The 23,561-nt window shown below is 67.8% G+C and carries 22 protein-coding genes; 16 read left to right on the top strand and 6 right to left on the bottom strand.

Annotated features, from left to right (window positions below; all coding sequences use genetic code 11):
• Positions 1-162: 162 nt before the first annotated feature.
• The 15 genes from AC1DOX_RS01315 (at position 163) to AC1DOX_RS01245 (ending at position 15,369) form a co-directional block, all read left to right on the top strand.
• Positions 163-1,770 (top strand): carboxyl transferase domain-containing protein, encoded by a 1,608-nt coding sequence (locus AC1DOX_RS01315; RefSeq protein WP_092135550.1) that lies wholly within the window; start codon positions 163-165, stop codon positions 1,768-1,770.
• A gap of 34 nt (positions 1,771-1,804) precedes the next feature.
• The gene (locus tag AC1DOX_RS01310; protein WP_441623872.1) at positions 1,805-2,722 is read left to right on the top strand and encodes a dienelactone hydrolase family protein; all 918 of its coding nucleotides are present in this window, start codon (positions 1,805-1,807) and stop codon (positions 2,720-2,722) included.
• A gap of 35 nt (positions 2,723-2,757) precedes the next feature.
• Positions 2,758-3,546 carry an enoyl-CoA hydratase/isomerase family protein gene (locus AC1DOX_RS01305; protein ID WP_092135553.1) on the top strand — a complete coding sequence of 263 codons (789 nt, stop codon included), beginning with the start codon at positions 2,758-2,760 and terminating at the stop codon, positions 3,544-3,546.
• 244 nt (positions 3,547-3,790) lie between these two features.
• Complete coding sequence (bioA, locus tag AC1DOX_RS01300) at positions 3,791-5,239, top strand: adenosylmethionine--8-amino-7-oxononanoate transaminase (protein WP_477101355.1); 1,449 nt, start codon at positions 3,791-3,793, stop codon at positions 5,237-5,239.
• Entirely contained in the window at positions 5,229-6,470 is a 1,242-nt protein-coding gene (gene bioF / locus AC1DOX_RS01295) for an 8-amino-7-oxononanoate synthase (protein WP_441618569.1), read from the top strand. Before bioA ends, bioF begins: the two co-directional genes overlap by 11 nt.
• Before the next feature lie 14 nt (positions 6,471-6,484).
• Positions 6,485-7,234, top strand: coding sequence for a dethiobiotin synthase (gene bioD, locus AC1DOX_RS01290; RefSeq protein ID WP_441618771.1), 750 nt, complete (start codon positions 6,485-6,487; stop codon positions 7,232-7,234).
• Positions 7,235-7,252: 18 nt separating this feature from the next.
• Positions 7,253-8,293: a biotin synthase BioB gene (gene bioB, locus AC1DOX_RS01285; RefSeq protein WP_092136595.1), complete on the top strand. Its 1,041-nt coding sequence runs from the start codon at positions 7,253-7,255 to the stop codon at positions 8,291-8,293.
• A gap of 57 nt (positions 8,294-8,350) precedes the next feature.
• Positions 8,351-10,384: an acetyl/propionyl/methylcrotonyl-CoA carboxylase subunit alpha gene (locus AC1DOX_RS01280; RefSeq protein ID WP_441618571.1), complete on the top strand. Its 2,034-nt coding sequence runs from the start codon at positions 8,351-8,353 to the stop codon at positions 10,382-10,384.
• Positions 10,385-10,510: 126 nt separating this feature from the next.
• Positions 10,511-11,452 (top strand): 2-hydroxyacid dehydrogenase, encoded by a 942-nt coding sequence (locus AC1DOX_RS01275; protein WP_441618573.1) that lies wholly within the window; start codon positions 10,511-10,513, stop codon positions 11,450-11,452.
• Between the two features lie 109 nt (positions 11,453-11,561).
• Positions 11,562-12,494, top strand: a complete 933-nt coding sequence (locus tag AC1DOX_RS01270; RefSeq protein WP_441618575.1) for a hydroxymethylglutaryl-CoA lyase — start codon at positions 11,562-11,564, stop codon at positions 12,492-12,494.
• A gap of 36 nt (positions 12,495-12,530) precedes the next feature.
• On the top strand, positions 12,531-13,040 hold the full coding sequence (locus AC1DOX_RS01265) for a YbaK/EbsC family protein (RefSeq protein ID WP_441618577.1): 510 nt from the start codon (positions 12,531-12,533) through the stop codon (positions 13,038-13,040).
• Entirely contained in the window at positions 13,037-13,501 is a 465-nt protein-coding gene (locus AC1DOX_RS01260) for a thioesterase family protein (RefSeq protein WP_441618579.1), read from the top strand. Before AC1DOX_RS01265 ends, AC1DOX_RS01260 begins: the two co-directional genes overlap by 4 nt.
• Positions 13,502-13,544: 43 nt before the next feature.
• On the top strand, positions 13,545-13,871 hold the full coding sequence (locus tag AC1DOX_RS01255) for a DUF1289 domain-containing protein (protein WP_441618773.1): 327 nt from the start codon (positions 13,545-13,547) through the stop codon (positions 13,869-13,871).
• Positions 13,868-14,797 carry an MBL fold metallo-hydrolase gene (locus AC1DOX_RS01250; protein ID WP_441618581.1) on the top strand — a complete coding sequence of 310 codons (930 nt, stop codon included), beginning with the start codon at positions 13,868-13,870 and terminating at the stop codon, positions 14,795-14,797. The genes AC1DOX_RS01255 and AC1DOX_RS01250 overlap by 4 nt, the downstream gene beginning before the upstream one ends.
• Positions 14,798-14,817: 20 nt before the next feature.
• Positions 14,818-15,369 (top strand): GNAT family N-acetyltransferase, encoded by a 552-nt coding sequence (locus AC1DOX_RS01245; RefSeq protein ID WP_255371123.1) that lies wholly within the window; start codon positions 14,818-14,820, stop codon positions 15,367-15,369.
• A gap of 104 nt (positions 15,370-15,473) precedes the next feature.
• Here AC1DOX_RS01245 and AC1DOX_RS01240 read toward each other — a convergent pair whose 3' ends face one another.
• From AC1DOX_RS01240 to AC1DOX_RS01215, 6 genes are all read right to left on the bottom strand, one after another.
• Positions 15,474-17,618 (bottom strand): TonB-dependent receptor, encoded by a 2,145-nt coding sequence (locus AC1DOX_RS01240; RefSeq protein WP_441618583.1) that lies wholly within the window; start codon positions 17,616-17,618, stop codon positions 15,474-15,476.
• Between the two features lie 155 nt (positions 17,619-17,773).
• Positions 17,774-18,301, bottom strand: a complete 528-nt coding sequence (locus AC1DOX_RS01235) for a hypothetical protein (RefSeq protein WP_441618585.1) — start codon at positions 18,299-18,301, stop codon at positions 17,774-17,776.
• The gene (locus AC1DOX_RS01230) at positions 18,234-19,445 is read right to left on the bottom strand and encodes a GTP-binding protein (RefSeq protein ID WP_441618587.1); all 1,212 of its coding nucleotides are present in this window, start codon (positions 19,443-19,445) and stop codon (positions 18,234-18,236) included. Before AC1DOX_RS01230 ends, AC1DOX_RS01235 begins: the two co-directional genes overlap by 68 nt.
• A 274-nt stretch (positions 19,446-19,719) precedes the next feature.
• Positions 19,720-20,406: an RNA polymerase-binding protein DksA gene (gene dksA / locus AC1DOX_RS01225; protein ID WP_255371153.1), complete on the bottom strand. Its 687-nt coding sequence runs from the start codon at positions 20,404-20,406 to the stop codon at positions 19,720-19,722.
• A 357-nt stretch (positions 20,407-20,763) separates the two neighbouring features.
• Positions 20,764-21,834 carry a CobW family GTP-binding protein gene (locus AC1DOX_RS01220; RefSeq protein WP_441618589.1) on the bottom strand — a complete coding sequence of 357 codons (1,071 nt, stop codon included), beginning with the start codon at positions 21,832-21,834 and terminating at the stop codon, positions 20,764-20,766.
• Between the two features lie 41 nt (positions 21,835-21,875).
• Positions 21,876-22,391, bottom strand: a complete 516-nt coding sequence (locus AC1DOX_RS01215) for a Fur family transcriptional regulator (RefSeq protein WP_441618591.1) — start codon at positions 22,389-22,391, stop codon at positions 21,876-21,878.
• Between the two features lie 142 nt (positions 22,392-22,533).
• On the opposite strand from AC1DOX_RS01215, the gene AC1DOX_RS01210 reads away from it, so the two are divergent.
• Positions 22,534-23,433 carry an alpha/beta fold hydrolase gene (locus tag AC1DOX_RS01210; protein WP_441618593.1) on the top strand — a complete coding sequence of 300 codons (900 nt, stop codon included), beginning with the start codon at positions 22,534-22,536 and terminating at the stop codon, positions 23,431-23,433.
• The last annotated feature ends 128 nt before the right edge of the window (positions 23,434-23,561 follow it).

Genomic DNA, 23,561 nt, shown 5'->3' with positions numbered 1-23,561 from the left:
GAGGCGCTTGTCAGGATGAAGCGATAGCGGTTCTCGCCGGACGCGGCCGCAGGCAGTACAAGTGGTAAGGCAAGGGAGTGTGGCAACGCCGGCAACGACGCCCGAATCATGTGGATCGTGCCGCCTGCGGCGCTCCGGGATCAAGACAAAACAGGAAGAGACATGCCCACGCTGGAAACCAAACTGAACGCCCGCTCCGAAGCCTTCAAGGCGAACGCGGAGTCCATGCAGGCGCTGGTGGCCGATCTCAAGCAGAAGATCGCGAAGCTGGCCGAGGGCGGCGGCGAAGACGCGCGCGCCAAGCATCTGTCGCGCGGCAAGCTGCTGCCACGCGACCGCGTGCAGCAACTGCTGGACCCGGGTACGCCGTTCCTGGAACTGTCCCAGCTGGCCGCGTACGACATGTACGACGATGCGGCCCCCGGCGCGGGCATCATCACCGGGATCGGCCGCGTGGCCGGCCAGGAATGCGTGATCGTCTGCAACGACGCCACGGTCAAGGGCGGCACGTACTACCCGCTGACCGTCAAGAAGCACGTGCGCGCGCAGGAGATCGCCGAGCAGAACAATCTGCCCTGCATCTACCTGGTGGATTCCGGCGGCGCCAACCTGCCGAACCAGGATGACGTGTTTCCGGACCGCGATCACTTCGGCCGCATCTTCTACAACCAGGCCAACCTGTCCCGGCAGGGCATTCCGCAGATTGCCGTGGTGATGGGTTCGTGCACGGCGGGCGGCGCCTACGTGCCGGCCATGAGCGATGAGTCCATCATCGTCAAGAACCAGGGCACGATTTTCCTGGGCGGCCCGCCGCTGGTGAAGGCGGCGACCGGCGAGGAAGTCAGCGCCGAGGACCTGGGCGGTGCGGATGTGCACACGCGGCTCTCCGGCGTGGCCGACTACTTCGCGCAGAACGATCATCACGCGCTGTCGCTGGCACGCAATATCGTCCAGCACCTGAACCGCCGCAAGCCGGACCAGATCCGCCTGCACGAGCCCGTGGAGCCGCTGTATCCGCCCGAGGAACTCTATGGCGTGATTCCGACGGATACCCGCAAGCCGTACGACGTGCGCGAAGTCATCGCGCGGCTGGTCGATGGTTCCGATTTCGACGAATTCAAGGCGCGCTATGGCACCACGCTGGTCTGCGGCTTCGCGCGCATCTGGGGCTACCCGGTCGGCATCATCGCCAACAACGGCATCCTGTTCTCGGAGTCGGCGCTCAAGGGCGCCCACTTCATCGAGCTGTGCTGCCAGCGCAAGATCCCGCTGGTGTTCCTGCAGAACATCACCGGCTTCATGGTGGGCCGCAAGTACGAGAACGAAGGCATCGCGCGCAACGGCGCCAAGATGGTGACGGCCGTGGCCACGGCGCAGGTGCCGAAGTTCACGGTCATCATCGGCGGGTCGTTCGGCGCCGGCAACTACGGCATGTGCGGCCGCGCCTATTCGCCGCGCTTCCTGTGGATGTGGCCGAATGCACGGATTTCCGTCATGGGCGGCGAGCAGGCCGCCAGTGTGCTGGCCACGGTGCGCCGCGACGGCATCGAGGGCCGCGGTGGCCAGTGGAGCGCGGAGGAGGAGGAGGCGTTCAAGGCGCCGATCCGCGACCAGTACGAACACCAGGGGCACCCGTACTACGCCAGCGCACGGCTGTGGGATGACGGCGTCATCGATCCGGCGCAGACGCGTACCGTACTCGGCCTGGGCCTGTCGGCGAGCCTCAATGCGCCGATCGGCGACATGAAGTTCGGCGTGTTCCGCATGTAACGGCCGACGCACCCACCTTGTAGCCATTGTCATCATGTCCCGACTTGCCTCCATCGTTCTCGGCATCGCCGTGCTGGTCTGCCTCGTGCAGCACGGCACGGCTGTCGCGCAGGCGCCGTTGCCGCCGCGCACGATCGAGCAGGTCGTGATGGTGCCGAAGGCCGGCGCGCTCTTCTCGGTGGATCTGGAGACGACGATCTTCCGTCCGGCCGGCGACGGGCGCTACCCGCTGGTCGTGATCAATCACGGCAAGGCGCCGGGCAAGCCGGCCTTCCAGGGCCGCGCGCGCTTTGCCGCGCAGACCGCGGAGTTTCTGCGGCGCGGCTACGTCGTGGCGCTGCCGATGCGCCAGGGCTTCTCGAAGTCCGGCGGCGCGTATATCGGCGGCGGCTGCAATGTGCGCGACAACGGCATGATGCAGGCGGAAGACGTGGTGGCCGCGCTGGACTACCTCGTGCAGCAGCCTTATGTGGACCCCACGCGGATCATCGTGATCGGGCAGTCGCATGGCGGCCTGTCGACCATGGCGTTGTCCACGATCGGCTATCCGGGCGTGCGCGGCGTCGTGAACTTTGCCGGCGGCCTGCGCAACGACAACTGCGTGGGCTGGGAAGGCAATCTGGTCGACGCGTTCGGCGAATATGGCCGCGGCGCGCGCTATCCCTCGCTCTGGGTGTACGGCGACAACGACAGCTACTGGCCGTGGCCGTTGCCCGAGCGCATGTTCAACAACTACAAGGCCCATGCCACGGGCGCCGCCGCCGATGCGCGGTTCGTGGACGTGGGCGAGTTCGAGGGCGATTCGCATCGGCTGTTCAGCAGCCGAAACGGCATCGCGATCTGGCTGCCGGAGGTGGAGACATTCTTCCGCCAGCTTGGCCTGCCGTTCGATCGCACGCCGGACACCGCCGATCCTGCCGGGCGCGGGTCGTCGACGGATCGCACCTCGTGAGATACGCACGACAACATCCGTCATCGGAGAGAGACATGAATTTCACCACGCTCACGGTCACTGCCGCCCATCACGTCGCCACGATCACGCTGAACCGGCCCGATGTGCGTAACGCGTTCAACGAGACCGTCATCGCGGAGCTGACCGGCGCCTTCCGCGCGCTGGGCGACACGCCCGAAGTACGCGCCATCGTGCTGGCCGGCAACGGCCCGGCGTTCTGCGCGGGGGCGGACCTGAACTGGATGAAGAAGATGGCCGGCTACTCGGACGACGAGAACCGCGCCGACGCGCTGACGCTGGCGCAGATGCTCCACACCATCTGGGTCTGCCCCAAGCCCGTGATCGCGCGGATTCATGGCGATACCTACGCCGGCGGGGTCGGGCTGGTGGCGGCGTGCGACATCGCCGTGGCTGCGGAGCCCGTCAGCTTCTGCCTGTCGGAGGCGCGCCTGGGACTGCTGCCGGCCACGATCAGCCCCTATGTGATCCGCGCGATGGGCGAGCAGGCCGCGCGCCGCTACTTCATCACGGCCGAGCGCTTCGACGCCGCCGAGGCCCTGCGGATTGGCTTCGTCCATGAGGTGGTGCCGGTCTCGGGGCTCGACGCGCGCGTGGCCGAGATTGCCGCCGCGCTGGTGGCCAACAGCCCGAATGCCGTGCGCGAGAGCAAGCGGCTTGTCCAGGAAGTGGCGGGAAGGGCCATCGACAATGACCTGCTGGCCGATACCGCTAACCGCATCGCCGCCATCCGTTCGTCCAGCGAGGGGCGCGAAGGTGTGCGCGCATTCCTCGAAAAGCGCACGCCGTCGTGGCGTCCCCAGTAATTTTTATCGACCGTTGACGGGCGTTGCTGGCGAGAAGCCGGTGGTGGAGCGGTCCATGCTGCACTGCACTCGCCAAGATCGCACAACATCCGTCAACGTGTCGCCAACGCGCTGACGGCGCCCGGTTTGCCAAGTCCACAGGGACCTTCCTACCATGAGCCTCCCCAATCCGTTCGCCCTGCAAGCGCGCCCCGGCACAGCCGGGCGTGACGCCTGCGCGGACGGTCAACAAAGGAGGGTCCCCTTGGAACACCTTTCCCCATTACCGACAGGCGGCGACGCGTCCCTGGCGGCGCGCAGCCAGCGCGCCGTCTGGCACCCGTGCACGCGCCTGCGCCCCGACGCCGGCGCCAACGAGCCGCCGCTGGCGATCGCGCGCGGCGAGGGTCCGTGGCTGGTCGACACCGACGGCAAACGGTACTTCGACGCCATCAGTTCATGGTGGGTCAACCTGTTTGGCCACGCCAACCCGGCCATCAACGCCGCGCTCACCGCACAACTGCAAACGCTGGAACACGTGATGCTGGCCGGCTGCACGCATGCGCCCGCCGTCGAGCTGGCCGAGCGGCTCTCCGCGCTGACCGGCGGCGCGCTCGGCAATACGTTCTACGCGTCCGATGGCGCGTCGGCGGTGGAGATCGCGCTCAAGATGAGCTTCCACTACTGGCGCAATACCGGCCTGCCGGCCAAGCGCGAGTTCGTGTGCCTGCGTCACGGCTATCACGGCGAGACCGTTGGCGCGCTGGCGGTGACCGACGTCGAGATCTTCCGCGATGCCTATGACGCGCTGACCCGGCGTGCGCACGTGGTGATGTCGCCGGATGCCCGCCAGGCCGCCCCCGGCGAATCCGCGGCCGGCGTGGCCGCGCGCGCGCTGGTCGAACTCGAGGCGCTGTTGCGCGAGCATGCCGGCCAGATCGCCGCGCTGATCGTCGAACCGCTGGTGCAGGGCGCGGCGGGCATGGCGATGTACGACCCGTTGTACCTCGAAGGCGCACGCGCGTTGTGCGACCGCTACCGCGTACACCTGATCGCCGACGAGATCGCCGTGGGCTGCGGCCGCACCGGCACGTTCTTCGCCTGGGAGCAGGCGCGCGCGGGCGACCCCCTGCCCGCGCACGCGTGGCCCGATTTCCTGTGCCTCTCCAAAGGCATCAGCGGTGGCTACCTGCCGTTGTCGCTGGTGTTGTCGCGTCCGGAGATCCAGCGCGCGTTCGTTGCCGACGACATCGCACGCAGCTTCCTGCATTCGCATTCGTACACCGGCAATCCGCTGGCCTGCCGCGCGGCGCTGGCCACGCTGGACCTGTTCGAATCGGAAGACGTGATCGCCCGCAACCGCGACCGCGCGCAATGGCTGGCCGACGCGATGGCCCCCCTGGCCGCCGATCCGCGCGTGACGCACGTGCGCCAGCGCGGCATGATCTGGGCCGCCGATATCGATGCGGACGCCGCCGGCGCGGACTTTGCCGCGCGCTTCCATCTGGCGGCGCGCGAGCGCGGCGTACTGGTGCGGCCGATCGGCACCACACTGTACGTGATGCCGCCGTATGTGTTCGACGCCACGCTGGCGCAGTGGCTGGGCGATCAGTTGCTGTCCACGCTGCGCGCCGTGGTAGGCCCGCTTGGTGCATCCACTGAGGCATCGCCGCTTGGTGCATCCCCGATCCAGGAGGTGCGCCATGCTGCTTGAACACCTGACACGCGCTGCTGCGGAGCGCGAAGCCCAGTCGCTCACGCGCCGCCGCCGCATTGCGCATACGGCCTGCGCGCCGCACCAGTCAGTCGGCGCGATCGATGCCACCCCCACGCCGCTGCTGACGTTCTGCAGCAACGACTACCTGGGGCTGGCCAACCATCCGTCCATCGCCAACGCGCTCGCGGAGGGCGCCTATCGCTATGGCGCGGGCAGTGGCGCATCTCACCTGGTCAGCGGCCATTCGCTGGCCCACGCGCAGCTCGAGCACGTGCTGGCACGCTGGATGGCGCCGTTCATCCCGCAGGCGCAGGCGCTGTACTTCTGCACGGGCTACATGGCCAACCTCGCGGTGCTGACGTCGCTGGGGACGGCTGGCGCCACGCTGTTCTGCGAAACGCTGAATCACGCCTCGCTGATCGATGGCGCACGGCTTGCGCGCGCCGACGTGCAACGCTACCCGCACGGCGACACCGGCGCGCTGGACGCCCTGCTGGCTGCCAGCCAGAGCGCGCTCAAGCTGATCGTCACCGACAGCGTGTTCAGCATGGACGGCGACATGGCGTCGATGGCGGCGCTGCTGGCGCTGGCCGAACGCCACGACGCGTGGATCATCGTCGACGACGCGCATGGCTTCGGTGTGCTCGGCGAGAACGGCCGTGGCGTGCTGGAGCATCTGGGCCTCGCCTCGGAGCGCTTTGTCTATATCGGCACGCTGGGCAAGGCGGCCGGCGTGGCGGGGGCCTTCGTGGCCGCGCACGCGACGATCGTCGAACACCTGATCAACACCGCGCGTCCCTATATCTACACGACGGCCGCGCCACCAGCCGTGGCGCATGCGCTGCTGACCAGTCTCGACATCATCGACGGCGAGGAAGGCGGCAGCCGTCGCGCGCACCTGGCCGACCTGATTGCGCAACTGCGCGACGGGTTGGGCCGGCTTGCAGCGCAGGCGGGTTGGACCCTTGGCGACAGCGAAACCGCCATCCAGCCGCTGATCGTTGGCGACAACGCCGCCGCGCTGGCGTTGTCGGCGGCGCTCGAGGCCGACGGCATCCGCGTGGGCGCCATCCGCCCGCCTACCGTGCCAGCGGGCACCGCGCGACTGCGGATCACGCTGTCGGCGTCGCATACGGCCGAGGATGTGCAGCGGCTGCTCGACGCGGTGGCGCGAGCGGTGCCGGGCGCCAGCGATATTGCCGGTATTTCCGACAGGGAGGCCGTGTGAGCGCCATCGCCAACATGCCGCCCCGCTTTGCCTGCTTTGTCACCGGCACCGACACGGGCGTTGGCAAGACGCACGCCACGGCCACGCTGCTGCATGCGCTGCATGACGCCGGTTACAGCACGGTGGGCATGAAGCCCGTGGCCAGTGGGGGCGAATGGCTCGACGAGCGCTGGCAGAACGACGACGTGGAGCAGCTGCGCGCGGCGTGCTCGGTCATCGTGCCGCAGGAGGAGATGTGCCCGTTCCTGTTGCGCACGCCGGTGTCGCCGCATCTGGCCGCCGCCATGGAAGGCGTGCGTATCACGCGCGAGCCGATCCGCGCGGCGTTCGATGCGCTGCGGCAGCGCGCGCAGGCCGTGGTGGTGGAGGGCGTGGGCGGCTTCCAGGTCCCGCTCGACGTGGGCGCGGCCCGCTGGAGTACGGCGGACCTGGCCGTGATGCTCGACCTGCCCGTCGTAATGGTGGTCGGCATCCGGCTCGGCTGCCTGAACCACGCCACGCTGACCGCCGACGCGATCCGGGCGCGCGGGCTCAGGCTGGCTGGCTGGATCGCCAACCGCATGGACCCCGACATGCTGCTGCCGCACGAGAACATCGCCACGTTGCATGACGCGCTGGATGTGCCCTGCCTGGGCGAACTGCCCTGGCAGGTGGCGCCCGCCGTCGCCGCCAGCCATCTCGACCTCGCACCGTTGCTGGCCAGTGTGCCGCGGCAACGCCAGGCCGTGACCTCCCATACCGACGCGGCCCCGAGCCGCGCCTGAACCGAATTCGCATTGATCATGACGCAAACCACCAACACCCAGACCGTCGCCACCATTTCCGCCGAAGCCCTGCGCCAGTCGGCCCGCAACCTGCAGGCCGCCGCACCGCAACCGGACGCCGCGTGGCGCGTCGACGACGTGGCCGCGCTGTTCGCGCTGCCGTTCAACGACCTGCTGTTCCGCGCACAGCAAGTGCATCGCGAGCACTTCGACGCCAACACGGTGCAACTCTCCACGCTGCTGTCGATCAAGACCGGCGGCTGCGAGGAAGATTGCGGCTACTGCCCGCAAAGCGCGCACCACGATGCCGGCGTGAAGGCCGAGAAGCTGATGGCGCTGGATGAAGTGCTCGACGCCGCGCGCGCGGCCAAGGCCAACGGCGCCACGCGCTTCTGCATGGGCGCCGCCTGGCGCAGCCCGAAGGACCGCCACCTGGAGCCCGTGATCGACATGGTGCGCGAGGTGAAGGCGATGGGCCTGGAAACCTGCGTGACGCTGGGCATGCTCAAGGCCGAGCAGGCGCTGCGCCTGAAGGACGCCGGGCTGGACTACTACAACCACAACCTCGATACCTCGCCGGAGTTCTACGGCAAGATCATCGGCACGCGCACGTATCAGGACCGGCTGGACACCATCGGCCATGTGCGCGAAGCGGGCATCAACGTCTGCTGCGGCGGCATCGTCGGCATGGGCGAGACGCGCGAGGCGCGCGCCGGCCTGATCGCGCAGCTGGCCAACCTGGATCCGTACCCCGAGTCGGTACCCATCAACAACCTGGTGCAGGTGGAAGGCACGCCGCTGGCGGGCACCGCCGCGCTGGACCCGTTCGAGTTCGTCCGCACGATTGCCGTGGCACGCATCACGATGCCGCGCGCGATGGTGCGCCTGTCCGCCGGCCGCGAGGCCATGGACGAAGCGTTGCAGGCGCTGTGCTTCATGGCAGGCGCCAATTCCATTTTCTATGGCGAAAAGCTGCTGACCACCGGCAACCCGCAGGCCGACCGCGATCGTGCCCTGCTGGCTCGCCTCGACATCCGTGCGGAAGGGTATGCCGGATGACGAGTCTGCCGTGAGGTAAGCAAGCTGGCCGCCCCCCGGATATAACAAGGAGGAGCCATGTTCAACAAGATCCTGATCGCCAACCGTGGCGAGATTGCCTGCCGTGTGGCGGCCACGTGCCGCCGGCTGGGGATTCGCACGGTGGCCGTCTACTCGGATGCGGACGCGGAGGCCCGGCACGTGGCGTTCTGCGACGAGGCCGTACATATCGGCGGACCCGCCGCGCGCGACAGCTACCTGCGCGCGGACCACATCATCGAGATGGCGAAGGCAACCGGCGCCCAGGCGATTCACCCGGGCTATGGCTTCCTGTCCGAGAACGAGGCGTTCGCCGAAGCGTGCGCCGCCGCCGGGCTGGCCTTCATCGGGCCGCCGGCAGCGGCCATCCACGCGATGGGCAGCAAGAGCGCGGCCAAGCAACTGATGGAAAAGGCCGCGGTGCCGCTGGTGCCCGGCTATCACGGCGAGGATCAGGACGCCGCGCTGCTGCGCCGCGAGGCCGACCGCATCGGCTATCCGGTGCTGCTCAAGGCCAGCGCGGGCGGTGGCGGCAAGGGCATGCGCGTGGTGGAGTCGGGCGACGGCTTCGAGGCCGCGCTGGCGTCCGTCAAGCGCGAGGCCTCGGCCAGCTTCGGCGACGACAAGGTGCTCGTCGAGAAATACCTGACCCGTCCGCGCCACATCGAGATCCAGGTCTTTGCCGATACTCACGGCAACTGCGTCTACCTGTTCGAGCGCGACTGCTCGGTGCAGCGCCGTCACCAGAAGGTGCTGGAGGAAGCCCCCGCGCCGGGCATGACCGAGGATCGCCGCCGCGCGATGGGCGAGGCCGCGGTGGCCGCCGCCAAGGCGGTTGGCTACGTCGGCGCCGGCACGGTGGAGTTCATCGCCAACCAGGATGGTTCGTTCTACTTCATGGAGATGAACACCCGCCTGCAGGTGGAGCACCCCGTCACCGAGATGATCACGGGGCAGGACCTCGTGGAATGGCAGCTGCGGGTGGCGGCGGGCGAAGCGCTGCCGCTGACGCAGGACCGGCTGCAGATCAGCGGCCACGCGCTGGAGGCGCGCATCTACGCCGAGAACCCCGACAAGCAATTCCTGCCGTCGACGGGCACGTTGCGCTTCCTGCGCACGCCGCCGGCGGTGCAGTTCATGCGCGGCGGCGACGCCCATGGCCCGGCTGGCGTGCGGATCGATGCCGGCGTGCGAGAGGGCGACACCATCAGTCCGTTCTATGACCCGATGATCGCCAAGCTGATCGTCTGGGGGCGCGACCGCGACGAAGCGCTGGCCCGCATGGCCCAGGCGCTGGCCAGCTATCACGTGGTGGGGCTGTCGACCAATGTTGCATTCCTGCAGCGGCTGGTGAAGTCCGAAGCGTTCCGGACGGCGGATCTCGACACCGGCCTGATCGAACGCAACCAGGCCGTGTTGTTCCCGCCGCAGAAATCGGTCGGCATCGAGTCCATCTCGCTGGCCGTCGCCGCGCTGCTCGAGCGCGACATCCGCACGCGCCACATCGACGCGGCGGACCGGAATTCGCCGTGGACCCACGCGGGCGCATGGCGCCTGAACGGCCGCGATACGCGCACGCTGCACTTCACGTGCGGCGGCAGCAAGCTTGAGGTCGTGCTGAAGGACGACACGCGCCGCAGCACGCTGATCTATGCCGACCAGGCGGCGCCGTTCGCGTACATCTTCAATGCCGACGACATCCGCGTCGACCTGGGCACACGCCGCACGCACGGCCAGGTCCATGTGGAGGGCGACACGTTCCACGTCTTCACCGCCGGGCGCCATACGGTGCTGGAGTGGCAGGACCCGCTGTCCCACGCCGGGGAATCCGAAGGCGAAGGCGGCAAGCTCACCGCGCCGATGCCCGGCAAGGTTATCGCCGTGATGGTCGAGCCGGGCAGCACCGTCACGCGCGGCACGCCGCTGCTGGTGATGGAAGCGATGAAGATGGAGCACACCATCAGCGCGCCGGCCGACGGCGTGGTGAGCGAGGTGCTCTACGGGGTGGGCGAGCAAGTGGCGGAAGGCGCGCAACTGCTGGCATTCGCGGTGGGTGACACCGCACCCGCCTGATCGCGCAGGAACCGGTGGGAGGTGGGGCGTCCGCCATGCGGAACACCGTCCCGCAATCCCACCGCTTCGCGCCGACCTCTGCCAAAATGCACTGTATCAACGTCCCCCGAAGAGATTGGAGTCGAGATGAAGTTGCAGTTGTACGTGCCGGATGGCCGCTATGAGCCGTGGATCGAAGGGTTCGCCGAAGTGTTGCCCGAGGCGCAATGCCTCAAGTGGGAAGAGAGCCAGGGCCAGGCTGCCGACTACGCCGTGGTGTGGCGCCCGCCGCTGGAAATGCTGCGCGGCCGCAAGGACCTGAAGGCCGTCTTCAATCTCGGCGCTGGCGTGGATGGCATCCTGAAGCTGCGCGACAGCGATCCGGACGCGCTGCCGGCGGGCGTGCCCATCGTGCGACTCGATGACGCTGGCATGGCCGCGCAGATGGCCGAGTACGTCGCCGCCGCCGTGCTGCGCTATTTCCGCAAGCTCGACGCCTACGACACGCAGGAGAAGGCCGGCACGTGGAAATTCCTCAAGCCGCACCGTCGCGCCGACTTCACGATCGGCGTGATGGGCATCGGCGCATTGGGGACGCACATCGCCCGCACGCTGGCCGGCTTCGGTTTCCCGGTGCGCGGCTGGAGCCGCTCACCCAAGACCGTGGAAGGCGTGCAGTCGTTCCACGGCGAGGAAGGCCAGGCGGCATTCCTCGGCGGATTGCGCGTGCTCGTCAACGTGTTGCCGCTGACGCCGGACACCGAGGACCTCATCGACACCGGCTTGCTGTATCGCCTGGCGCGCGGTGCCTACGTGATCAACGTGGCACGCGGCCAGCATCTGGTGGAAGAGGACCTGCTGGCTGCAGTGCAGGAAGGACAGATCGCGGGCGCCACGCTCGACGTGTTCCGCAAGGAGCCGCTGCCGGCCGAGCATCCGTTCTGGCAGGAGCCGCGCATCACCATCACGCCGCATATCTCGGCACTGACGCTGCGCGAAGACAGCATCGCCCAGATTGCGGGCAAGATTCACGCGTTGGCCGAAGGCAAGCCGATCGCCGGCATTGTGGATCTGGCGCGCGGGTATTGAACACTGATTTGATAAGAATGGAGGCGTGGCCGGAGTGAAGGGACGCCGTGCCGGCGGGTGCGAGGCCGGCCGGAATGCTCCCGACGCAGCACCGCCCAAGGAGACAGTCATGAATCTGCCCCAGTACGTGAAGATCGTGGAAGTGGGTCCGCGCGATGGCCTCCAGAACGAAAAGGCGATGGTGCCTACCGACGTCAAGGTCGCGCTGGTCAACCAGCTGACCGACGCAGGTTTCGTCAACATCGAGGCCGCGTCGTTCGTGTCGCCCAAGTGGGTGCCGCAGATGGCTGATGGCGCGGATGTGATGGCGCGCATCCAGCGTCGCCCCGGCACGCTGTACTCGGTGCTGACGCCCAATATGAAGGGCTTCGAGGGCGCCGTGGCGGCCGGGGCCGACGAGGTGGTGATCTTCAGCGCCGCCAGCGAGGCGTTCTCGCAGAAGAACATCAATTGCTCGATCGCCGAGTCGATCGCGCGCTTTGCGCCGGTCGCGGCCGCCGCCAAGGACGCCGGCGTGCGCCTGCGCGGCAGCATCTCGTGCTCGCTCGGTTGCCCGTACCAGGGCGAGGTGCCGGTGAGCGCCGTGATCGACGTGGTGCGCCGCATGCGCGAACTCGGTTGCGACGAGATCGACATCGCCGACACGATTGGCGTGGGTACGCCGGGCAAGGTGCAGGACGTGATGCGCGCGGCGGTGGCGGAGTTTCCGATCGACCGGCTGTCGGGCCATTTCCACGATACCTATGGGCAGGCGCTGTCCAACATCCTGGCCAGCCTCGAGGTCGGCATCGGCATCTTCCATGCCTCCGTGGCAGGGCTGGGCGGCTGCCCGTACGCGAAGGGCGCGACCGGCAACGTGGCGACCGAGGACGTGTTGTACATGCTGCACGGCATGGGCTTGCATACCGGCATCGACCTTGAAGCCGTGGTGCGCACCGGCGACTACATCTCGCAGGCCATCGGCCGCCCGAACAACTCGCGCGTGGGACGCGCGTTGCTGACCAAGTGGGCCGCCGCCGGTGACGCGGCGGTCTGCGCGTGAAGTCGTCACGCGAGCATACATAAGGAGAACCCGACGATGAGCGAAACGACCGCGCTCCCCGATGCCGCGCAGCGCGTGGCGGACCTGCTGGCCGGTATCGGCCATGACCGCCCGGTGGTGATGCTGCCGGCCACCGGCAAGACCTCGGCGGAAGCGGCCGCCGGACTGGGTTGCAGCGTGGCCGAGATCGCCAAGTCGATCATCTTCCGCCGCGTGGCGGATGACGTGCCGGTGCTGGTGATCGCCAGCGGCAGCAATCGCGTCGACGAGGCCAAGGTGGCCGCGCGCGTGGGCGCGCTGGGCAAGGCCGACGCGAAGTTCGTGCGCGAGAAGACCGGCTATGCGATTGGCGGCGTCTGCCCGATCGGCCACGCCGTGAAGCCGGTGATGCTGCTGGACCAGGACCTGTTCCGGTATGACAGCCTGTGGGCGGCCGCCGGCCATCCGCACGCGGTGTTCAACCTGACGCCGCAGCAGCTGCAGGTGATGACCGGGGCTGAGGTGGCCGACGTCGCGCTGGGCGTGAAGCAGGGAGCCGCGCAATGAGCCAGGCAGGGGGCGAGCCAATCGGCGCCGCGAACGCGCGGGGCCTGCGTCCCGGCCTGCGGTTCGAGTGGCAGTATGTGGTGCCTCCCAAGGCCACCGTGCCCAATCTCTATGACGACATCCCGGGCTGCGCGGACATGCCTGATGTGCTCGCCACGGGCTACATGGTCGGCATCATGGAATGCGCCTGCCTGCAGATGCTGCGCGAGCACATGGACTGGCCGCGCGAGCAATCGCTCGGCACGCTGGTCAACTTCACGCATCTGGCCGCCACGCCGCCCGGGATGACCGTCACGGTCAAGGGCGAACTGGTGGCCGTGGAAGGCCGCAAGGTGCGGTTCGCCCTGACGGCGTGGGATGGCGAAGACAAGATTTCGGAAGGCGTGCACGAGCGTCACCTGATCGACCCGGCGCGCTTCAACGACAAGATCGCGGCCAAGGTCGGCCGCATGAAAGGCTGACGTGATGGCTTGCATGACGCCTGCCACACCGGATGCGGCTGATATGCCGGAGACACCCGAGGCGCCCAGCGCCCCCGATACCCCCGACACCCCCGACACCCCGGCCCGGCGCCGGCTGCATGCCGACCTGATCCGTGGCGCCGCCGCGGCCCAGCAGGCGGAGCCGGTGCCGTCGCCGTGCCGCAACGTCTGCAAGATGGACGCGGCACGACTCTATTGCGAGGGGTGCCTGCGTACGATTCCCGAGATCACCGGTTGGTCGAAGGCCGATGACGCGGAACGCCGGCGCATCTGGCAACTGCTGCCCGATCGCCTGGCACCGCGCGGCGCGCTGGCTGTGCCCGGGAGCGTGCCGGGGAGCGCCGCATGACCACGCCGGCGCAACTGCCCGCCACGATGCGCGTGTTCGAGCGTGGCTGGCTGTCGGCCAACAACGTGCTGTTCATCGACGACAAGACCGGTGAGGCCGCGCTCGTCGACAGCGGCTACGTGACGCATGCCGGGCAGACCGAGGCCCTGGTGGAATCGGCGCTCGATGGCCGGCCCCTGCATCGGCTGATCAATACCCATCTCCACTCGGATCACTGCGGCGGCAATGCGCAGCTGCAAGCGCGCTGGCAGCCGCGCACGTGGATTCCGGCCGCTGACGCGGCTGCGGTATCGGCTTGGGACGAGGACGCACTCAGCTACAAGGCCACCGGCCAGCAGTGCCAGCGCTTCACCTTCGATGCCGTGCTGCACGACGGCGACCGCCTGCGCCTGGGGGGTATCGACTGGGAAGTGGTGGCCGCGCCGGGCCACGACGCGCATGCCGTGATGTTGTTCGCACCGGGACCGCGCATCCTGATCTCTGGCGATGCGCTGTGGGAGAACGGCTTTGGCGTGATCTTTCCCGAGCTCGATGGCGAGAGCGGGTTTGACGAACAGGCCGCCGTGCTCGACCGCATCGATACGCTCGACGCCCGCATCGTCATCCCAGGCCACGGCCGCGTGTTCGCCGATGTGGCGGCGGCCGTGACGCGCGCACGCGGACGGCTTGCGCATCTGCGTGGCGACGCGCTGCGCAACGCCACGCATGCCGTGAAAGTGCTGGTGAAGTTCCGGATGCTGGAGGTGCAATCGGTGTCGCGCGACGCGTTGTTTGCGTGGATGTGCGACACGCCGCTGATGCAGCGGATTCACGCGCGCTTCATGCCCGCGCAATCGCTGGACGGGATGTTCGACCAGACGCTGCGGGGACTGGCCGGCGTGGGCGCGCTGACGCTTGACGGCGACCTCGTCGTCAACCGGGATTGAGCGGAGCGGGAGACGCGGCCATGATGCAACCGCTGCGTGGCAAGGACTTCATGTTGCGGCCATTTCGCGCGGCCGACGTGGCGCAGTTCGTCGCGGCCGTGCGCGAGTCCATGGCGACCGTGGGCGTATGGATGCCCTGGGCGCGGATCGACTACAACGCCTACGACGCACAGGAATGGTTCGCGCGCTGCGACGTCAACATGGCGGACGGCAGCGCGTTCGATATCGGTGTATTTGCGCCCGATGGACGCGAGCTCTACGGCGGCGTGGCGATCAACCAGATCCGGCGCGAGGACAATCTTGGCAATCTCGGCTACTGGATTCGTCAGGGCCGCCAGCGGCAGGGCCTGGCGACCGGTGCGGCGACGATGATGGCGTGCCACGGCTTCCACGGACTGGGGCTGACGCGGCTGGAGATCGTGGCGGCGGAGGCTAACCTGGCGAGCCGTGGTGTGGCGGAGCGGGTTGGCGCGCAGTTCGAATGCATCGCGCGAAACCGGCTGATCCTGCGCGGAAGGCCGATTGCGGCGGCCGTGTATTCGCTGGTGCCGGAGTCATTCGGCGGCATCTGATACGCAGCCTGCCGATGCCGGATGCCCCCTCCCGCATGGCGGGAGAGGACTGGGGCGGCCAGCATGGCGGCGCGGGCGCGGATCGCGCAGATCGCGCCGATCCGTCAGAACGTCGTCCGCATCCCGATCTTCACACTTCGACCCGGCAGCGGCGCGATGTCACGCAGGATCGACGTGGCGCTGCGGGCTTCCGTGTTGGTAAGGTTGTCGCCACGCACATACAACAGCGTCTGCGTGCCCGACAGCTTCAGCTTGTAGGTCAGCGCCACACCGAGCAAGGTGTAGGCATCGCTTGCGGTGTCGCCCGCGGGCACGCGGCTCTGGCGCGCGTACCAGTCGAGATTGACGCGCGCGCCCCAGGGGCCGGCGGCGTACGCCAGCGCACCGCCCAGCCGCAGCGGCGACAGGCGCGGCAGCGGCTCGCCCGTGTTGCGGTTCTCGCCATGCACGTAGTCGGCCCGTGCTTCGAAGTCGAGCGTGTCGCTCGTCGTCAGCATTTTCTGCAGCAGGCGCGTCTTGCCTTCGGCCTCGAAGCCGTACAGCGTGGCCGGCACCCCCAGGTATTGCTGCTCGGGCAGCGCGCCGTCGCTGCCGGCGGCCACCACATTGCCTTCCGCGTCGCGGAAGTTGCCCGTGTTCAGCAGCGCCAGGTAGTTCTGGAAGCGGCTGTAGTAACCGGAGAGGCTGCCGCTATGCGGCCCTTGCTTGAAGCGCACGCCGAGGTCGATCGAGGTCGCGCGTTCCTTGTTCGCGTTGGGGTCGCCCACTTCGAAAGCACCGGTGGCCAGGTGCGGGCCGTTGGCGTACAGCTCGTAGAACGTTGGCGCGCGCTCGGTGTACGACAGGTTGGTCGTCACGGACCAGACCGGGTTCAGCTTGTACAGCAGGCCGGCCGACGCGCTGCCGGCGTTGAAGCTGCGGTCGGCATCCGTGAAGCGGTCGTTGCCATTGGCGCTGGCCTTGACGCTGCTGTGGTCGAGCCGTCCGCCCAGATTGAGCTTGAGGTCACCCGATGCCGTCAGCGGCAGTTCCTCGAAGACGAATAGCGCGGCATTGTCGGTGGTGGTGCTCGGCACGAACGCTTCCTCGCCGAGCGCCGAGAAATCGGTATGGCCGAACTGCGTGCCAATCACGCCGGTCATGTTGCCGATCTTGCCGTGCGTGGCTTCCAGGCGTGCATCCCAGCCGTGATTCTTGAACGTGGTGCCGGTGATGCCGTCTTCGATTTCGCGGTGCTCGTAGTCGGTGTAGTTGAACTTGCCCTTCACCGATTCGATGACCCCGCCAGTGGTGCCGGCCAGGTTGCGTGCCTCGCCCTCCAGCGCAAACCGGTCCTGGCGCATCTTGATGCGCGCGGCTTCCTCGGCCGGCGTGCCGTAGTCGTTGCGATAGGTCGAGTAGTTGGCGCCGACAAAGCCGTCCGCCCACGTGTAGGAGCCGCCCATCGAGCCGCCTTCCTGGTGGGCGTTGGTGTTCGGGATCTTGCCGTAGGCCTCGGTCTCGCCCTCGGGCAGCGGTTGCGTCGCGCGCAGGTTGCCGCTGCGGGCAAAGCCGGGGATGCGCAGGTCGCTGGTCTGGCGGACGAAGGCGTCGGCGTGCACCGCGAACTTGCCGTTGCCGGCCTCGATCAGGCCGCTGGCGTTGCGGCCCTTGTCGCCGCCGATGGTGCCGCTCACGTCCGTGGCGCCGGACACGCCCGTGATGGGGTCCCGCGGAATCCGGTTGTCGATCACATTGACCACACCGCCCAGCGCGCTGCCGCCGTACATCAGCGCCGCCGGTCCGCGGACGACTTCGATTTTTTCCGCCACGAGCGGGTCGATCGGCACCGCGTGGTCATAGGACAGCGTCGAGGCGTCCAGTGTGGAGCCACCGTTCTGCAGCACCTTGATGCGGTCGCCGTCCAGCCCGCGGATGGCCGGGCGGCTGGCGTTGGGGCCGAAGTAGCTTGACGCCACGCCGGGCAGGCTGTTCAGCGTTTCGCCCAGCGTGCTGGTCTGGCGCACGGCCAGCGCATCGCCGCCGAGGGTGGAGACCGGTGCGACCATGTCGTTGAGATCGCTGCCCAGCGGATTGGCGGTGACGACGACTTCCTTGAGTGTCTGGGGTACCGGGGCCTTGGCATCGGCTGGCGGCGTGGCGTCCTGGGCTACGGCGTGGGACGACAGACTGGCGCTGACGATCAGGGCGGCAACGGCCGCCAGCGGGGTGCGGCGCACCGCCGGGGAGAGAGTGGGATTCGAGAACATGGCTCGCGATTCGAATTCGGAAGGCGAGCGCCCGGCTGATGGCGCGACGTGCCCCGGTACTCGGACCGGCGCATGGCGATATGGCGAATCATCAGGTGGGCGCTGCGCAAGACAGGCGGATGGGCGGCGTCAGGCCGCCATCCGCGCTCAGGCGATCAAACGAAGACGGGCGAGGCAGGCGGGGCGCGCGTGTGGAAAGGGCGCGCGGCGGGAAGATCTGGCCAGCGCCAGGCCAGGCTGGCCGGCTTGACCGGTTTGCCGAAGGCAAGCAGCGGTAGGGTGAATGTGTCGACGTGACTGTCGGCGATGGTCGCACCGTCGAACAGCACGCAGGAGTGCAGGCCGAGTTTCAGCGACAGCGGCTCGGCGTGATCTGCGTCGGTGGCATCGGACGCGACGGATGTGTCGGATGTGTCGGACGCGTCTGACGTAGAGGACAATGCGGCGGCGGCCTGTGACAGGTTCAGCAGCCCGCCGTGGACCACGCGGTGTGTCAGGCCGGCCTGTTGCGCGAGCAGCAGGCACAGCACAAGCCACAACGCGGGCCAGATACCCAGGCCGCGCGAACGCCACCGGGCCAACTGGCCGGTCAGGCGATCGTGGAGTGTACGCGACTCAGTGCCCATGTCCGCAATCGCACGGGTCGTCGCCGTGCTTATGGTCATGATCGCGGTCATGACCATGCGCAGCGTCGTGATCGTGGTCGTGATCGTCGCCAAAGGCATCACCCCAGTCCGGGAACGGATCCGGATAGGCGGCCCACGTCTCGGGACCGGCAGCCATTTCGGCATCGGTCAGCAGGCAGGCGTCCAGCAAGGCTTCCAGCGCGTGGGCGTTCAGCTTCTCGCCGATCAGCGCCAGTTCCTGCCGGCGGTCGCCGAACGGGGCGGGCAAGCCGTCTTCGATCATGTCGGCTTCGATGCCGGCGCGCGATGCCGCGTCGGCCGGCCATTCGTCGGCGTCGATGGCGGCCCACCAGGCACCGGCCGCGCCGGGACGGCATACCCCGCCGGCCTGGCTCCAGTCGCCGGCGATATCCATGCGGCTGGCCAGCCAGAAGATGCCCTTCGAGCGCAGCACGTCGCCGTGCTCGCGCATCCATTCGGTGTGAATTAGGTCGGCAAAGCGCTGCGGATGGAACGGGCGGCGCCGGCGATACAGCAGTGTGCCGAGTCCGGCCGCCGCAGGCACGGGTTCGCCCTGGAGCGCCGCCTGCCAGCCGGCCGCGTTGGGCGTGGCATCCATATCGAAGCGGCCGGTGTCCAGCACGCGGTCCGCCGGGACCTTGCCGTGGCTGGCATCGACGATGTCGGCGCGCGGGTTCAGCGCATGCAGCACGGCATTCAGATGCCCCAGCTGGCCGGCGTCGACGAGGTCGATCTTGTTGACGACGATGACGTCGCAGACCTCGATCTGGTCGATCAGCACATCCACCACGGTGCGATCGTCGCCGTCATGCGCGCGGAGTCCCCGGTCCGACAGGTAGTCGGCGTCGTGGTAGTCCTGCAGGAAGCGGCTGGCATCGACAACCGTGACCAGCGTGTCGAGATGGGCGACGCCAGCGGATGCGGCGCCCTGTTCGCCGTGTTCGTCTTCGAAGGCGAAGCCCTCGGCGATGCCGAGCGGCTCGTCGGCCGCGCCGGCTTCGATGACCACGCAGTCGTGTTGGCCAGCTTGCGCGAGACGATCGACCTCCGCCAGCAAATCGCCCTCGCCGCCGAGCACGGCCACGCGCTTGCCGGGTTGGGCGAGCAGATGGTTCAGCACGGAGGTCTTGCCGGCGCCGGAGAATCCGGACAGCACAGTGACGGGCAGGCGATCGGCCATGGCGCGCGGTGAGTGGTGTAAGGGGTTATTGCAACAAAGTTGCGACTGTAGCAGAAAGCCGGCGGCGGCAACAGGTGATCGCGTCTCAAAGTGGCGCCGGCCGGTGTCTCCCAATGGTAGTGCCGTGGCCATGGCGCGACAACGACATTGGTTCGGCCATCGGCGAAGCGAGCGCGCCGGCACGCTGGCGTGCAGCGCACCCGGATCGCATCGCACCAAAACAAAACGGCCCGGAATTCCGGGCCGTCTCGGTGCCGCCTGGGCGTGCGGGGGATCAGTCCCCGAACAGCTTCTGGCGCAGTTCGCGGCGCTGCTGGGCTTCCAGCGACAGCGTGGCGGTCGGGCGGGCCAGCAGGCGGGGAACGCCGATCGGCTCGCCGGTTTCCTCGCACCAGCCGTAGTCGCCGGATTCGATGCGCTGCAGCGACTGCTCGACCTTCTTCAGCAGCTTGCGCTCGCGGTCGCGCGTGCGCAGTTCCAGCGCGTGTTCTTCCTCGATCGTTGCGCGGTCGGCGGGATCGGGCACGATGACCGTTTCGCGCAGGTGTTCCGTGGTCTGATCGGCGTTCTTGAGAATTTCGTCGCGAAGCTGCTCAAGGCGATTCCTGAAGAAGGCAAGCTGCGCCTCGTTCATGTAATCCTTGTCGCTCATCTTCAGGATTTCAGCTTCAGTCAGAAGTTTGTTGCTGCTCATGGTTGCTGCTGATTCTCTTGTTGATGCGACCGGCGGCGTCTTCGTCCGCTCGGGTGCAGTGGCCGTCCGCTTGCGCGGCGCGGTCGTTTCACTCTGGCTGGCTGCAGTCTTGCTGCTTCGCGTGCCTCCCTTGGCCTCGCCCGCATCGGCGTGCGCCGTACTGCCGCGGGGAGCTGGCGCAGCCTTCACCGACTGCGCCTTGAGCGTCTCCGCCGCAGCGGTACCTGTCTTGCTGCGGCTTTCTTTCGTCTTTGTTGCGGCTGTCATGGGGACACCTCTCTCTACGCGTCGAAGAGTGACGGCGCTCTTGCCGAGGTACCCCAAGCGGAGGGCGGTCTCCGCACGAAGCACTGCGACCGCGCCTGCCGGCGGCCCGCCTCATGCTGACGACGACCGCCGCCCTGCAAATACGGACGGCGTCAGAAAAGGTGCGTCGCCCGCATCAAATCCGGCCTATTGTACTTGAACAAATTTTTCCGAGATATGGGAGAAAGCCGGACAACAGGCAGGAGTTTTCCCGGTACCCCTCTGGTAGGGAGGCGTGGGGAGGTGTCCGGTGTCACCGCCCGACCCCGCAACAGGGGGCCGGAACGGTGCCCGCCGCGCAAGCGGCGGAAGGGGCACTCAGGCCAGGCAGGCCGCCAGACCTTTCAGAATGGCGTCGCGCGGCAGGTCCACGCCGATAAAGACCATCTTGGTGCCCGGGGTTTCATCGTCCCATTTGGCGCCGACGTCGCTGCCCATCAGCTGGTGCACCCCCTGGAATACCACCTTGCGGTCCACGCCTTCCATATAGAGCACGCCCTTGTAGCGCAGCAGCTTCTCGCCGTACACGGACAGGATGCCCGACAGGAACTCCTCGAGCTTGCCGTAGTGGAACGGCTTGTCGCTGCGGAAGACAAACGACGCGATGCGGTCCGTATGGTGGTGATGGTGGTGGTGATCGTCCGCGTGGCCATGCCCGTGGTCGTCATGGTCGTGATCGTGGCCGCAGTGCTCGTCATGTACGTGGTCGTGATCATGGTCGTGCTCGTCGGCGCGCAGGAAGTCGGGGTCGATCTCCAGTTTCTCGTTCAGGTTGAAGCCGCGCAGGTCGAAGATCGTCTCGATCGGGGCTTCGCCGAAGTGCGCCGTGTTGATCGGGGCGCGCGGGTTCATGTGCAGCAGACGGTGGCGCAGGTCGGCCACGTCGCCGTCGCTGACCAGGTCGGCCTTGGTGATGAAGATGGCATCGGCAAAGCCCACCTGGCGTTGCGCCTCTTCCTGCTTGTCCAGCTGCAGGTGCGCGTGCTTGGCGTCCACCAGCGTGATCACGGCGTCCAGCAGGTAGCGTGAGGCGATTTCCTCGTCCATGAAGAACGTCTGTGCCACCGGGCCCGGGTTGGCGACACCGGTGGTTTCGATCACCACGCGGTCGAAGTCGAGCTTGCCCTCGTCGCGCTGCGTGATCAGGTCGGACAACGCCTGCACCAGGTCGCCGCGGATCGTGCAGCAGATGCAGCCGTTGCTCATCTGCACGATCTGCTCGCGCCCGTCCTGCACCAGGATCTCGTTGTCGATGTTCTCTTCGCCGAACTCGTTCTCGATCACGGCGATCTTCATGCCGTGCTGCTCGGTGAGGATGCGCTTGAGCAGCGTCGTCTTGCCGCTGCCGAGGAAGCCAGTCAGGATCGTGACCGGGGTCAGTTTGGACATGTAGTTGTTCTCCGAGGAAAGCGTTTGCGCGTCCGTGCGCATCAGTGCGCGGCGTCGCCGCGAGGCTTGCCGCATTCGGCGCAGACGCCGTTGACCGTCAGTTCCACGTGCTCGACGGCAAAGCCGCTGGGCACCTTGGGCGTGACGGACGGCGCGGGCAGGCCGGCGGCTTCCAGGCAAAACGTGCGGTCGCAGCGGGTGCAATGGAAATGGCTGTGCTGGCGGTGGACTTCGGCGCGCGCGGCTTCGTGCTCGACCAGCGCGAAGCGGAACACGCGGTCGTTGCCGGCGCGCTTCTGCGCCAGGCCCTGCTCCACGAGCCAGTCCAGCACGCGATACACCGTGACGCGGTCCACCTCGCCGTCGGCCGGCAGGCGGTCGATCACGGCCTGGTGGGTCATCGCGTCCTCGGCGTCGATCAGGCAGGCCAGGATGGCCACGCGCGGCTGCGTCACCCGCGCGCCCAGCTGGCGCAGGCGTTCCTCGGCAGCGTCGAGCGTGGTGCCGGGCAGCGGGGCGGCGGTAGTGGGCGCCGGATGCGGAGTGGGACGGGTCATGCGGGCCATTTAACCATAGCCATCCGCCCGATGCAATTCAGTTGCGTAAGCAGGGTTTTGCCGGCAGCGGCAGGTGCCGATTGCGCCTATGATCGGCAGGGAGAGAATCAGTCGCCGGCCCAGGAATCGAGGAGACGATGCCATGCAGAACGACGCCAGCGCGTTGCTGTTTCCCAACTTCGAGTGGTTTCGCGTGCAGGTGGACGACGTCGAGATTGCCGGCGTGCGCGGCGGCTCCGGTCCGCCGCTGCTGCTGCTGCATGGATTTCCGCAGAGTCACCTGATCTGGCATAAGGTGGCCCCGGCGCTGGCGGACCGCTTCACGGTCATTGCCACCGACCTGCGCGGCTACGGCAGCAGTGCCGCGCCGCCGGGAAATCCGGGCCATGAGGCGTACAGCAAGCGGGCCATGGCGCACGACCAGGTGGAGGTGATGCGTCGGCTGGGTTTCAAACGCTTTGCGCTGTGCGCGCACGACCGTGGTGCGCGCGTGGCGCACCGGCTCTGCATGGATCATCCGGACAGCGTCGACCGCGCCATGTTCCTCGACATCGCCCCCACGCTGGCGATGTACGAAGCGACCAGCATGGCCTTTGCCGCCGCGTACTGGCACTGGTTCTTCCTGATCCAGCCTGCGCCGTTCCCGGAAACGCTGATCAACGCCGAGCCCGAGTTTTTCCTTGAGAAGTTGCTCGGTCTGCGTCATGCCGGGGCGAATCCCTTCGCGCCGGACGCCATGGCGGCCTACATCGCCGCGATGCGGGACCCGGCGCGGGTACATGGGATGTGCGAGGACTATCGCGCCGCCGCTACCGTCGACCTGGACCACGACCGCGCGGACCGCGAAGCGGGGCGCAAGCTGGCGTTGCCCATGCGCGTGCTGTGGGGCGAGCACGGCGTGGTGGCGCGCTGCTTCGAGCCGCTGGCGCTGTGGCAGGCCGTCTCCGAAGATGTCTCGGGCGCCGCGCTGGCCTGCGGCCACTACGTTCCGGAAGAGGCCCCGGACGCGCTGCTGGAGGAGATGCTCGGTTTCTTCGGGTAGGCCGCATTCTCGCGGGTTACCCCCTATACCTCGTGCATGTTCGCGGTTGCTAACATCCACCTCCGGCTCCGCCTGTCGGCGGGGCCAGGCGCCGCACGGCACCCATACATCCTGCCGATGGTCATCGT

The sequence above is a fragment of the Cupriavidus sp. 01L415 genome, from assembly GCF_056400065.1.
Note: the sequence above shows the minus strand (reverse complement) of the source record. Positions and strands in the feature narration are given on the sequence as shown.

Coding starts and splice junctions, on each gene's coding strand:
- dksA (WP_255371153.1), bottom strand. CDS start 20,406: ATGACAGCCGCAACAAAGACGAAAGAAAGCCGCAGCAAGACAGGTACC.
- AC1DOX_RS01250 (WP_441618581.1), top strand. CDS start 13,868: ATGACCACGCCGGCGCAACTGCCCGCCACGATGCGCGTGTTCGAGCGT.
- AC1DOX_RS01235 (WP_441618585.1), bottom strand. CDS start 18,301: ATGGTCATGACCGCGATCATGACCATAAGCACGGCGACGACCCGTGCG.
- AC1DOX_RS01230 (WP_441618587.1), bottom strand. CDS start 19,445: ATGGCCGATCGCCTGCCCGTCACTGTGCTGTCCGGATTCTCCGGCGCC.
- AC1DOX_RS01215 (WP_441618591.1), bottom strand. CDS start 22,391: ATGACCCGTCCCACTCCGCATCCGGCGCCCACTACCGCCGCCCCGCTG.
- AC1DOX_RS01310 (WP_441623872.1), top strand. CDS start 1,805: ATGTCCCGACTTGCCTCCATCGTTCTCGGCATCGCCGTGCTGGTCTGC.
- AC1DOX_RS01220 (WP_441618589.1), bottom strand. CDS start 21,834: ATGTCCAAACTGACCCCGGTCACGATCCTGACTGGCTTCCTCGGCAGC.
- AC1DOX_RS01270 (WP_441618575.1), top strand. CDS start 11,562: ATGAATCTGCCCCAGTACGTGAAGATCGTGGAAGTGGGTCCGCGCGAT.
- bioF (WP_441618569.1), top strand. CDS start 5,229: ATGCTGCTTGAACACCTGACACGCGCTGCTGCGGAGCGCGAAGCCCAG.
- AC1DOX_RS01240 (WP_441618583.1), bottom strand. CDS start 17,618: ATGTTCTCGAATCCCACTCTCTCCCCGGCGGTGCGCCGCACCCCGCTG.
- AC1DOX_RS01210 (WP_441618593.1), top strand. CDS start 22,534: ATGCAGAACGACGCCAGCGCGTTGCTGTTTCCCAACTTCGAGTGGTTT.
- bioD (WP_441618771.1), top strand. CDS start 6,485: ATGCCGCCCCGCTTTGCCTGCTTTGTCACCGGCACCGACACGGGCGTT.
- AC1DOX_RS01265 (WP_441618577.1), top strand. CDS start 12,531: ATGAGCGAAACGACCGCGCTCCCCGATGCCGCGCAGCGCGTGGCGGAC.
- AC1DOX_RS01245 (WP_255371123.1), top strand. CDS start 14,818: ATGATGCAACCGCTGCGTGGCAAGGACTTCATGTTGCGGCCATTTCGC.
- AC1DOX_RS01315 (WP_092135550.1), top strand. CDS start 163: ATGCCCACGCTGGAAACCAAACTGAACGCCCGCTCCGAAGCCTTCAAG.
- AC1DOX_RS01275 (WP_441618573.1), top strand. CDS start 10,511: ATGAAGTTGCAGTTGTACGTGCCGGATGGCCGCTATGAGCCGTGGATC.
- bioB (WP_092136595.1), top strand. CDS start 7,253: ATGACGCAAACCACCAACACCCAGACCGTCGCCACCATTTCCGCCGAA.
- AC1DOX_RS01280 (WP_441618571.1), top strand. CDS start 8,351: ATGTTCAACAAGATCCTGATCGCCAACCGTGGCGAGATTGCCTGCCGT.
- AC1DOX_RS01255 (WP_441618773.1), top strand. CDS start 13,545: ATGCCGGAGACACCCGAGGCGCCCAGCGCCCCCGATACCCCCGACACC.
- AC1DOX_RS01305 (WP_092135553.1), top strand. CDS start 2,758: ATGAATTTCACCACGCTCACGGTCACTGCCGCCCATCACGTCGCCACG.
- AC1DOX_RS01260 (WP_441618579.1), top strand. CDS start 13,037: ATGAGCCAGGCAGGGGGCGAGCCAATCGGCGCCGCGAACGCGCGGGGC.